This window comes from Leucothrix arctica (genome assembly GCF_003172895.1).
Lineage (GTDB): Bacteria > Pseudomonadota > Gammaproteobacteria > Thiotrichales > Thiotrichaceae > Leucothrix > Leucothrix arctica.
Genome location: NZ_QGKL01000035.1, coordinates 179,158 through 190,899, shown reverse-complemented (window position 1 = coordinate 190,899; position 11,742 = coordinate 179,158). Strand labels below are relative to the sequence as shown.

General features: G+C 43.7%; 12 protein-coding genes. 6 read left to right on the top strand and 6 right to left on the bottom strand.

Annotated features, from left to right (window positions below):
* Positions 1-63: 63 nt before the first annotated feature.
* The gene (locus DKT75_RS13215) at positions 64-897 is read right to left on the bottom strand and encodes a helix-turn-helix transcriptional regulator (RefSeq protein ID WP_109823911.1); all 834 of its coding nucleotides are present in this window, start codon (positions 895-897) and stop codon (positions 64-66) included.
* A gap of 268 nt (positions 898-1,165) precedes the next feature.
* Complete coding sequence (locus DKT75_RS13210) at positions 1,166-1,591, bottom strand: hypothetical protein (RefSeq protein WP_109823910.1); 426 nt, start codon at positions 1,589-1,591, stop codon at positions 1,166-1,168.
* 447 nt (positions 1,592-2,038) lie between these two features.
* On the opposite strand from DKT75_RS13210, the gene DKT75_RS13205 reads away from it, so the two are divergent.
* Genes DKT75_RS13205 through DKT75_RS13195 form a run of 3 tightly spaced genes read left to right on the top strand, consistent with a single transcriptional unit; the run spans position 2,039 to position 4,446 of the window.
* Positions 2,039-2,851: an amidohydrolase family protein gene (locus DKT75_RS13205; protein WP_109823909.1), complete on the top strand. Its 813-nt coding sequence runs from the start codon at positions 2,039-2,041 to the stop codon at positions 2,849-2,851.
* Entirely contained in the window at positions 2,841-3,266 is a 426-nt protein-coding gene (locus DKT75_RS13200) for a hypothetical protein (RefSeq protein ID WP_109823908.1), read from the top strand. Before DKT75_RS13205 ends, DKT75_RS13200 begins: the two co-directional genes overlap by 11 nt.
* A gap of 28 nt (positions 3,267-3,294) precedes the next feature.
* Complete coding sequence (locus tag DKT75_RS13195) at positions 3,295-4,446, top strand: cytochrome-c peroxidase (RefSeq protein WP_158278867.1); 1,152 nt, start codon at positions 3,295-3,297, stop codon at positions 4,444-4,446.
* Here the strand turns inward: DKT75_RS13195 and holA are convergent.
* Genes holA through DKT75_RS13180 form a run of 3 tightly spaced genes read right to left on the bottom strand, consistent with a single transcriptional unit; the run spans position 4,443 to position 6,209 of the window.
* Positions 4,443-5,480 carry a DNA polymerase III subunit delta gene (gene holA / locus DKT75_RS13190; RefSeq protein ID WP_109823906.1) on the bottom strand — a complete coding sequence of 346 codons (1,038 nt, stop codon included), beginning with the start codon at positions 5,478-5,480 and terminating at the stop codon, positions 4,443-4,445. The two genes, DKT75_RS13195 and holA, sit on opposite strands and share 4 nt — an antisense overlap.
* Positions 5,477-5,785 (bottom strand): RnfH family protein, encoded by a 309-nt coding sequence (locus DKT75_RS13185; RefSeq protein ID WP_109823905.1) that lies wholly within the window; start codon positions 5,783-5,785, stop codon positions 5,477-5,479. Before DKT75_RS13185 ends, holA begins: the two co-directional genes overlap by 4 nt.
* On the bottom strand, positions 5,772-6,209 hold the full coding sequence (locus DKT75_RS13180) for a type II toxin-antitoxin system RatA family toxin (RefSeq protein ID WP_109823904.1): 438 nt from the start codon (positions 6,207-6,209) through the stop codon (positions 5,772-5,774). Before DKT75_RS13180 ends, DKT75_RS13185 begins: the two co-directional genes overlap by 14 nt.
* Before the next feature lie 88 nt (positions 6,210-6,297).
* Between DKT75_RS13180 and smpB the strand changes: the two genes are divergently transcribed.
* Positions 6,298-6,777 carry an SsrA-binding protein SmpB gene (gene smpB / locus DKT75_RS13175; protein ID WP_109823903.1) on the top strand — a complete coding sequence of 160 codons (480 nt, stop codon included), beginning with the start codon at positions 6,298-6,300 and terminating at the stop codon, positions 6,775-6,777.
* A gap of 24 nt (positions 6,778-6,801) precedes the next feature.
* Entirely contained in the window at positions 6,802-10,965 is a 4,164-nt protein-coding gene (locus DKT75_RS13170; RefSeq protein WP_109823902.1) for a DEAD/DEAH box helicase, read from the top strand.
* 139 nt (positions 10,966-11,104) lie between these two features.
* Here DKT75_RS13170 and DKT75_RS13165 read toward each other — a convergent pair whose 3' ends face one another.
* Positions 11,105-11,353 (bottom strand): VF530 family protein, encoded by a 249-nt coding sequence (locus DKT75_RS13165; RefSeq protein ID WP_109823901.1) that lies wholly within the window; start codon positions 11,351-11,353, stop codon positions 11,105-11,107.
* Between the two features lie 94 nt (positions 11,354-11,447).
* Here DKT75_RS13165 and DKT75_RS13160 point away from each other — a divergent pair, with 94 nt between their 5' ends.
* Positions 11,448-11,717 carry a helicase-related protein gene (locus DKT75_RS13160; RefSeq protein WP_281271427.1) on the top strand — a complete coding sequence of 90 codons (270 nt, stop codon included), beginning with the start codon at positions 11,448-11,450 and terminating at the stop codon, positions 11,715-11,717.
* Positions 11,718-11,742: the final 25 nt, after the last annotated feature.

Here is an 11,742-nt window from a genome sequence, read left to right as displayed (position 1 = left end):
ATTGGTAGTAGAGATTACATAGACTGCCCTAAGGAAGCTCTCACTTTCAGAACTATTTATTAGTTACTCTATCGTTTTTGCATTGATTGGGTGAACTAACTCTAGCTTAGGATTAATGAAGCAGATTAGCTTATGTGATATTTCATCTTTCTTACTCACATTCATTTTTTGTAAGATAGATTTAATATGTTTTTTCACCGTACTTTCATCAATACCAAGGGCATTCGCTATTTTTTTGTTAGTCCCTAAATAAACTGATGACTTAGCAACCTCAATTTCTCTTGGAGTAAGTCTATACTTTTCCTTAAGTTGTATTGCTTGATTTTTATATTCAGAGTCACTGTCAATACCAAGTAATTTCATATGAATTTCAGTGGCTAAACGAAGATGAGGAAGTAATTTCTCTAAGTCTTCGCAAAGCTTTAGAACAGCATCAGTATTGTCATTATGAAAAATTTTTAAGACGATCCTGAAGTGCCTAGATGCAAATAACTGAATGACCATCCCGTCCGAGACACCTACGGGCTTTAACCAGTTCTGATAAAAACTGGTTGTTAGTAATTGTGTTTTAGGTAAGTGGTCGGACAAAACAGTGACTTTCCCAACAGGGCTATCCCACTCAATTTTTGCCCACACATCATTTTTATAGTGCTTAGTTAGATAAGACTCAACTGCATCTTTATCTATATTCCATGTTTTGATTATATAAAAATTATTTTTATCTATTTCAAATGACTCTTTTTCTCTTGCCGTTACAGAGCCTGTACCGTTTTCCACATAAGATGAGAAGTACTCAAGGATCTCTTCCCAGCTCGACCAGTCCATACCTACTCGATAAATTTTCGATATTAGATCATTCAATTCTAAACAACTGCAATCTTCCATAGAATCACTCATATAACTTCAACAACTCCGAATAAAACAACATTATCACATTAGCTGAGTTAAATCGGCCGTCAGACAATGCTCTTAATTTATCTATGGTTGATTTTACGACGAAAGTGATAATTAACTTGTAGACAGAAAACGAAGAAAAAATTGAATGCGTATATTCGAAACAACCTACTTTCTCAGCACTCCAAACAAAAAAACCACGCAGACCGATAAGCCTGCGTGGTTTTATAAATAAAAGTCAGAGAGGGTAAGCCTCTACATCCCTTTATTCTTAGTATTCTTTCTTAGTCAGACCATCAATTGTCCAGTTATCGTACTCAGCCAATAAGAACAAAGCGGCAATCGCTGCCAGCATTGGCCATGCTGCGAAGAACAATAAGTTTGCACCCGCCCAAGGGTCTAGGTAACGCTCGTAAGAGATAAACGTTGAAACACCGTGCATAAGTAACACGATGCCATAAGCCCATGTACGCTTAAAACCTGTTACAAATGCAGCCAAAACAACAAGCTGTACAGCGCCCATTGCGTAAGATGCGCCTGCGCCTACATCTTGGATAGAGTAGAAGTTTAACAAAACACCAGCGGTGTGCGTTGGGTTAACAAATTTATCGACTGCCCAAATACCCATTACAATAAAAACGCCTAAACGTAACAGGAATAGTGAAAGGTTAAGGCGCTGATTCAAGTCTGTGTTCATAATGTTATTTTTTTCGTGGTTGTTTAATTAACGACAGTGACAGAAGGTTTCAATTAACGATTTTAGCTATGTTGCCAACTAAATTATCTTCCTGTGTGACACTGAACTGTATACAAAAGGCGGCTTAACAACCGCTACCAAAACCAATACGCGTAAAAATAAAAAAAGGATGCTGAAAAATGCATTAAATTTTAGCTAGAAAAACCATCAGCTACCGAAGAGCCAACGTATACAAGCATACCTTTCCCAAATCAAGTTATAGAGGTACTTAAAAGTCTAAATAATACTCCCAAAAAACGCTTACATAACTAGACTAGGGCTACTTTCACTGTCCATTAAAGTTCAGTAAGCTATTGTAAAAATAGGTAAAGCTCACAATTGGTACACATTTCATTAAATAAAATCAGTTAGTATCTTTATCAACACATTCACATCATAGGTCATCGTATGAAACATTTAATTTTACTGCCTTTAGCACTGCTCTCATCTCTGGCTACCGCTAAGGATATGCCTGTTTTCGATGCCCATATTCATTATAGCCATGATGCTGTTATCCAAGTACCACCAAAAGAAGCCGCAGCCATTCTTCGTAAGGCAGGCTTAAAGAAGGCGTTAATTTCTAGCTCTGACGACAACGGCACACAAGCTATCTATAAAGAAGCACCTGACATTGTCGTCCCTGCGCTTCGCCCTTACCGTCGACGTGGCGAGATAAGTACATGGATGCATGACCCAACCGTTATTACTTATGTAGAGTCACGTCTCGCAAAATATAAATACAAGGCGCTGGGTGAATTCCACGCTTATGGTGATGACATAGACACACCCGTTTTGCAGCGAATGATTGCACTAGCGAAACAGCATGACTTACTACTACACGCTCACTCCGATGCGGATGCTATTGACCGCATATTCAAAACATTTCCTGACGCTCGTGTGCTGTGGGCACACTCAGGGTTTGGCCGACCAGACGAAATTCGTGCGTCTTTACGTAAGCATAAAAACCTATGGAGTGACTTGGCGTTTCGAGACGACCAAGCCAGTGAAAACAAAGTACCTGCAGAGTGGCGTGCCGCCTTTGAAGAGTTTCCAGATCGCTTTGTCGTTGGCACAGATACCTTCGCGCCTGAACGCTGGTACTACATTGGCTCACATGCAGATTACACGCGTGGTTGGCTAAAAGATTTACCTGCAACCATTGCTAAGAAAATTGCGTATGAGAACGCTGAAACAATGCTGAGTTTACACAATGAGAAATAAACTATTAACCATCACTTTTTTAATCGTCTGTTTCGCAGCGGACGCTTATGCGTTTGTTGCGCAAGAGTGTCGGTCAGGCTCTGGCTGGAGCTTTCTCCAAACAGCTGAAGCTGAGAGCGGTCCTGTTATGAGTGACTTAACTAAAGATGACATCACCCTTGGTCAGCCATTTTCATTTCACGTTGCCCTTTGTGATACCAAAAAAGACCAACCTGATCGTGTCACCGCCACTGCAATCATGCCTGCACATCAGCATGGGATGAACTACACACCGACCGTTACGTTTGACGTCGCAAGTCAGACCTACAAAATTAAGGACTTCCTGTTCCACATGCCGGGCCAATGGACTGTGAATATTTCGACGTATACGGGAGACTTCGCAGTACACTATTCACAAAACATAACCATCAATTAGACACATGAAGCGACTCTGGGTTTTGTTCATGGCGGCAGTGGTTCTTTTCGGAAACTGTGGCCTAGTGCTTGCGAATGATAAAAGTAAAAAAGACTTACAGCTGTCGCCACAAATATTATCCAGTGCCTTAGCACATGGCCCTTGGCCTCCGTCATCAATATCTAATTCACCGATAGACCCAAGTAACCGAGTCTCAGGAAATAGCGATGCTATTGCCTTTGGTAAGCAGTTATTCTCAAGTACCGCTTTGTCTGGCGACAACAGCACTAGCTGCGCTTCCTGCCATTCACCCGATCAAGCGTTTACCAATGACTCAACTAGCGAGTCAGCCAAATCACTTAACCACCATGAGTTAGACCGCGACACCCAAACACTCGTCAATGTAAGGTTTAACCGTTGGTTCGGCTGGGACGGGCGCAACGACAACCTCTGGGCACAATCGATAAGACCTATCCTTCATACTTCTGAAATGAACTTGCCGATAGAAAAAATACGGGATGTTGCAAGCGCTAAGGACTTAGCTAATCAATACAACGCACTATTCGGCGCTCCCGAACCTCAGTCAAGTGAGGAAATATTGGTTAATATCGGTAAAGCCCTAGCGGCCTACCAAGAAACATTAGTCACTGGCAAAACACCGTTTGATACCTTTAGAGATGCCGCAGCCAAAGAAGACTGGGTAACGGTAGCCAACTACCCAAAAGCCGCTCAACGTGGTTTGGCACTATTTGTTGGTCGTGGACGATGCAGCTTTTGCCATCAAGGCGCACTGTTTACCAATGGTGAGTTTCATGATGCTGGCGTGCCCTATTTCATCCGATCCGGTGTCGTTGATAAAGGTCGTCACCAAGGTATTATTGACTTAAAGGAGTCACCTTTTACGCTAGACGGAAAGTACAACGACGATCCAAACAAGACAGGCGCTTGGGCAGTGCAGAAAGTGACTCAATTACATTCTAACTTTGGGATATTCCGCGTACCAAGCCTGCGTAACGTTGCCAAAACAGCACCCTATATGCACAACGGTTCGCTTAAAACATTGGAAGATGTCGTACAGCACTACAATAATATTGATATGGAACGCTTACACGCGGACGGTGAAGCGGTTTTAAAACCACTCGGGCTTTCTAAAGATGAGGTCAGTGACCTTGTCGCTTTTCTACATTCACTGTCTGATTAACTACCGACAATCTCAGTACCTGCTAGCAACAAACTCAAGTCTAATAACTCAACCCAAACACGGGCATCGCCTTTGTTCGCAACCTGACTCAAACCTTTGATCAAGCGATCAACTTCAATAGCCTTTTCTGTAATGTGCGGCCAATCCGCTGACTGTAACCGACGCAATGCCGGCTGAAATACCTTTTGACGGGGCTTAGGTACTTTGCTCAGTGCTTGTTGTTCATTACCACCATTTCGCATGACAAAGCTCGCCTCTGACAGCTGAGTGACTAAGTCATTCACCACCCAAAGCACCAGAGTCGTTGGTACACCTTCTTGACGCAGATGATACAAAATATGTTGTACGCGACGACTGTCCGCAGAGGTTATTGCAGTCGATAGATCAAACACGCTAAAACGCGCACTATCACTGACCACTTCCAAAACTTCTACTTCACTAATTTGCGCTTTGCCGTAGAGTAATTTTAACTTATCAATTTCTTGTGCGGCAGCAAGCAAGTTACCTTCAACACGCTCAGTGAGTAGTCGCACCGCTTCTTGCGTTGGCTGCAGTCCATTATGACGCAGGCGCTTTGCCACCCAGCCTAATGTTTGCGCGAGCGATAAGTCCCAAAACTGTACAAAGACACCCGCACCAGATAACGCTTTGACCCACGCACTGTTCTTCTGCCGGTAGTCCAGTTTCTGACACGTTATTAGTAGAATTTTATCTTCAGGAATACGCTTCACATATTCACTCAGTGCTTTACTACCTTTTGCGCCGGGTGACTGTTTTTCTAAGCGAAGATCAAGTATTTTTTGCTGGCTAAACAATGACATTTCATCAGCAGATTGTCCAAGTGATGACCAGTCAAACCCTGCTTCAACACGTAGTATTTCACGCTCAATGTAGCCTTGATCTCGTGCCGCTTTACGCACAGCATCAGCCGCTTCCATCATTTGCAGAGGCTCATCACCACTTAACAAGTAGATCGGGCTTAACGGCTTACCGTCATCAAATAAACGCAAAAACTGGTCAGCATTTACATTCACTTTGTATCCCCGCCTTTTTTCATTTTCTTGCCTGCAGCCGCACGTTGTTTTCTGACTTCTTTCGGGTCAGCTAATAACGGACGGTAAAGTTCGATACGATCTTTCTCTCGCAACACATGAGTGCGCGGTGTTAGCTTGCCAAATAGGCCCACTTTCATTTCTGAAAAATCAAGGTCTGGATAATGTGTTTGAAGGCCGGATAAACCAATCGCTTGGTCGAGCGTCGTGCCCTCTTCTACCTCAAAGCTCAACAACGTTTGCTTCTCAGGCATGGCGTAAACGATCTCCACATTAAGACTTGCCATAAACGACCTTGGCGCGCTCAACAAAGGAATCAACGAAGGTATTTGCGATCTGATTAAAGATCGGACCGATAGCCAAACCGATTAACATATTGGAAAATTCGAAGTGTAAATCGAAGGTAACTCGACAGGCTTTTTCTGAAAGTGGCTCAAAACGCCACGTTCCATGCAACTTTTTGAAGGGACCGTTCAATAAATTTAATTCAATTAGACTATTTTTTTTAAGGGTGTTTTGCGTGGTAAACACCTTATTTATAGCGCCTTTTTGGATTGTAACGGAGGCTTTTACTTGGTCTTCAGAACGATTATGCTCTTCAGAACCACCACACCAGGGTAGAAACTCTGGGTAAGCGGATATATCATCGACCAGTTGGTACATTTGCTCTGCACTGTAAGAAACCAGTGCACTGCGATTAATGCTGGGCATAGCGTAAACTTTCCTGAAACGTGTCTTGCTTAAAAATATCAACGAATAGCGGTATCGAATGCAATCAACCTGAGGGTATAATACACGGATGGCTAAGAAGCAAAAGAAAAAAGGGCATGGTGGTTTAACAATCGCGTTGAACAAGGTTGCACGTCACGAATACTTTATCGAAGATACTTTCGAAGCAGGTTTGGTGATGGAAGGCTGGGAGGTTAAGAGCCTTCGAGAAGGCAAAGTTCAACTGAAAGAAAGTTACGTCTTTATCAAAAAAGGCGAAGCGTGGTTAAACAACACCCACATATCCCCGTTGAGTACTGTCTCAACGCACATCGTCGCTGACCCACTACGTAACCGTAAGCTACTTCTTCACGTTGAAGAGCTAGTAAAGCTGAGTCAATCAGTCGAGCGTAAGGGTTATACTATTGTTCCGCTCGCTCTGTATTGGAAAAATAACAGAGTGAAGCTCGAGATCGGCCTTGGAAAAGGTAAACAGACACACGATAAGCGCGCTGACTCTAAAGAGAAAGATTGGAATCGCGACAAACAACGCGTGTTGAAAAACACCTAAGCTTAAAATCTATTAAGACCTTTTATGACTGATAATACCGTTCAATTTGATCTATCCACATTTCAAGCACTACCTGACTTAGAGCGTTCTCTACTGCACTTATTGTCGGTGATCTATGCTCCTACGGCAGCGACACCACTGGCAATCTGTGCACGCAAAGTTGGCATTAAAAACCCAGACGGAGATGAGAGTTTCAATCTACATAGTTTGAAACCCGTGCTTCAAGGTCTGATGGATAGTGGCTGGATTACATCCGGCATCAACCGTTTTGCTTGTCTCTCTGAAATGCGTGAGCTAATTACCATGGATGCTATGCGTAATGGCACCTTTGATAGTTACTCAGAAAGCATCTTAGAAGCATTTGAACCACGCCAAGTTGACGGCATGGTGACATGGCAGGATCTTGAACACGGTATTTCTCACGCTCGTATTCACCTATTTAGAGGTGACCGCGAGCGATTACGTGAGACGCTTAAAACAGCTTATGCACAGTTTTCAGACAGCGAAACACCGCTGGATGCTAAAGGCTTTTATGAGCCTATTTTTGGTACGCCGCCAGATCCGGAAGTACTAGAAACACTTAAACCTGCGATCCTATCTGACGCATTTAAAGACCTTGCGCATACTGGTATGCAGAAGCTGCAAAACCTACAGCCGTTGTGGGAGTTGATGCAGCAACGTAAAGCGACTTCAGAGAGTACGGAGCAAGCTGAAGCGACTGACGAAATACTTGAAACGCAAACACTATACTGTTTGCTAACGGGTCAGTTAGACGCGTTAGATGTTGCGCCAGATGATTCAGCACATAACCCTGCTAATATCTTATTGGAGTCAATTCGCCACCTTATTCATTCTGGTGTTGATGCAAGTCTCGAAATAATTGGGATGGACGTCGAAGGGAAAGGCTCAAGTGTTATCACACTGAACCATGAACTCACTGTTCTGCCGACGCTTGCGTTAATGGCTAGCCCAAACGCTGATCATCTGCATATTGCTCGATTGGCGCTAACGCAAAGCCAACGCACCTCTACCCATACGTTACTACAACAGTATTTAGAGTCTGTTTCGACAGGTGTCTTCAGTGTTAGTAAAACACCTGTGGATATTGAGCACGGTCAGTTAAATCTATTATTATTCTGCGTGTTAACGCATTGGCTGAGTCAGCAGTTAGATGAAGTCACACAGGCAGAACTAGAAACACGCTACAAACAGTCAAGTGATGCCAATTACCATTGGTTAGCAGCAGAGTACGCACAGGCGCTCGCGTTTTTAGGTAAGCCTGAGTCACAAGAAGACTATAAGGCGATTGCTGAGCAAGCGCACAAAGCACTCGGCACTAGCTCACTGTTTAGTCTAATTACACCAAAAGCTAAGTGGGAACGTGCACTTGATGCGCTAAACATGCTGGCAGATCACCAAGTACAAGCAGTTCGTCACAGCGAAGAACGCTTAATTTGGTTGCTTGAAGCCGATACCCACGACAGCTATAACTTGATGCCGAAAGTGCAAAAACGCAAAGCTGCCGGTGGATGGTCAAAAGGTCGCACACTGTCACTGGCACGTTTAAAGCTTGAGTACACCGAGCTAGCTTACCTTAGCGATAAAGATGTTGAGCTATGTAACCTTATCCAGCATAGACCTGACTTTGACTTACAGTCAGACACTAGCTCGCCTTGCTATATTGACATGAATACAGCTTGGCCAGTGTTGGTGAGCCACCCTGCTTTGTATTGGGATCAATCTCGTCATACACCGCTTGAAGTGGTTCAGAGTGAGTTTGAACTATTGGTTAATGAGGAAGGTGACAAGTTACGCATCAGCTTCTATCCACCGGTATTCTCAAGCAAAACGAATGACCAGTTTGTACTTCAGAAAGAAACACCAACCCGTCTTTGCATCTACCGCAAAAACGATCAGGTTATGCGCCTGCATGACATTTTGGCACAAGGCTTGGTTATTCCTCGTGAAGCTGAAGCTCAGCTGCGCGACACACTTGGCTCACTAGCACCGATGATCAGTATTCAGTCTGACCTTGAAGGTGTGGTTGACGCAGAAGATGTTGAGTCTGACACGCGTATTCACGCTAACTTATTACCTTATGGTGAAGGTTTACGTGCCACGTTACGTGTTAAGCCGTTTGGTTCGTTTGGTCCACTTTACCCTCCGGGACAAGGTCGTAGAAAGCTTGTTACTGAGCACTATGGCGATAAGTACAAAACCGAACGTGACCTTGGCTTAGAGACTGAGCGTCAGCAAAATATATTGATGCACAGTGCAACGCTTGAGCATGACGAAGATGACTACGATGATGAATACATTATCGAAGATCCTCAGGATTGCTTGGAGCTACTAGAGCAGCTACGTGAGTTAGGCGAAGAAGTCGTTATCGCTTGGCCAGAAGGTGAAGCACTACGTGTTGAGTCTCGTGTTGATAGCGGCAGTATGCGCCTTAACATCAACAAGTCAGATGACTGGTTCCAGTTAGATGGTAGCTTAGTTGTTAATGACGACTTAGTACTAACGCTGCAACAGATTTTAGACTTATCTAAATCAAGCAACGGTCGCTTTATTGAGTTAGGTGATGGCGAGTATGTTGCCCTAACCCGTCAGCTTCAGAAAAAATTGAATGCACTACACAGCTTAGCTGAAGAGCACGAAGGCAAAATTCGTATTAGTAGTCTTGCTGCGTTGGCGCTTGATGAGTTAACACAAGACATTGGCGAGCGTATTGTTGATGACGCTTGGGTTAAACACCTCGCACGACTAGAGTCGCTAAAAGACTTTACTCCTGCAGTACCTGACACGCTTAATACAGAGCTACGTGACTACCAGGAACAAGGTTTCCAGTGGTTATGCCGCTTGGCTGAATGGGGCGTAGGTGCCTGTCTAGCCGATGACATGGGTTTGGGTAAAACTATCCAGACACTGGCATTGATCCTACAGCGTTCAGAGCAAGGTCCAACGTTAGTCGTTGCACCAACATCCGTTTGTAACAACTGGATGAGTGAAACTGAAAAGTTTGCACCGACACTGACCCCTATTTTTTATCGCGGTAAAGAACGTGATGAAATACTGAAAGATGCTGGGCCCAATGACCTAATTATTTGTAGTTACGGTTTGCTTCAGCAAGATGCTGAACAGTTCATTGAAGCACAGTGGACAACGGTTGTATTGGATGAAGCTCAAGCCATTAAAAATGTTGGCGCTAAGCGTACACGTACCGCACACCAGCTTAAATCTGACTTCCGCTTGGTAACAACAGGTACACCGATTGAGAATCATTTGGGTGAGCTTTGGAGCTTATTCCGCTTCTTGAATCCGGGCCTATTGCACACACAAGATCAGTTTATGAAGCGCTTTATGCTGCCGATTGAACGCGATAAGAATGATGGCGCACGTCATGCACTTCGCGCATTGATCCAACCATTTATGCTGCGTCGTACTAAGGGACAGGTACTTAGTGAGCTACCTCCTCGTACTGAGATAACGCTAGAAGTACCGTTAAGTGAAGGCGAGCGCGCACTTTATGAAGCGGTTCGACTGCAAGCTATTGAAGGTTTGGAGCCGGGTAAATCTGAGAACGGTGGTGATCACCTTAAAGTACTGGCTGCGATTACGCGCCTACGTATGGCAAGTTGTAACCCTAAATTGGTTATGCCTGAAACGACGCTACCAAGTAGTAAGTTACAGCAGTTTGCGACGCTGACCGAAGAGCTGCTTGAGAACGACCATAAGGCGCTTGTCTTTAGTCAGTTCGTTAAGCACTTGAAGTTGATTCGTGAGTACCTAGATCAAGCTGGCATCTCTTATCAGTACCTTGATGGTAGTACCAGCATGGCACAGCGTAAAGAGCGTGTAGACGCGTTCCAAGCGGGTGAAGGCGATATATTCCTGATCAGCTTGAAGGCTGGTGGTTCTGGTCTAAACCTTACCGCTGCTGACTACGTGGTTCATATGGATCCTTGGTGGAACCCTGCGGTAGAAGATCAGGCATCTGACCGTGCTCATCGTATTGGGCAGACACGCCCTGTGACGGTTTATCGTCTGGTTGCTCAAGACACTATTGAAGAGAAGATCATTAAGCTGCATCAGCAGAAACGTGATCTTGCTGATAGCCTACTGGAAGGTGGTGATATTAGTGGTAGTTTGGGTGCTAAGGAAATGTTGGCGCTTATTCGAGATATTTAAGGCTAAGGTTTAGCTGGAAGTATTTCAAAAGGAGCAATGGTAATTCATTGCTCCTTTTTTATGTCTGCGATAAATCTAGTTTGATTCATGTGCTGAAGTGTTTATCTAATCTCTAATGATCTGGCAACAAAAGCCCCACTTATTTTTTAAAATTATCCCACGGTGATGGTTTTGAAAATGTTGAAATATACAAACTTTCAACCTTATCTCTCGCCCATTGCGTTTTACGTAAGAATTTTAGAGATGACTTAATTGATGGGTCACTCTTAAAGCAATTAACATCGATCCTTTGAGCCAATCCGTCCCAGCCGTAATGCTCAACTAGGTCAGTTACCATTTTTTCTAACGTAATACCGTGTAAGAAATTATTTTCCTGTTTATTACTCATACTATAAATTTTCTTACCTTTCTGAAAGTATACATAGCATAACGCCAAAAGTTGCAACTGCGAAGTAGCTATAGGCGATGTATTCCTAATCAGTTTGAAAGATGGTGGCTCAGATCTAAACTTGACGGAAGCCAACTACGTAGTTCACATGGATACTTGGTGGAACCCTTCGATTGAAGATCAAGCGTCTGACCGTGCGCATCGTATTAGACAAACGCGCCCTGTGACGGTTTATCGCTTAGTTGCTGAAAATATTATCGAGCAGAAGATCATTAAACAGCATCAGCAGAAACGTGATCTTGCTGATAGCTTACTGGAAAGTGGTAATATTAGTGGAAGTTTGTCTGCTAGAAAGTCGCTTTGATTGTGTGTTGGTAGTTTACGTTAGA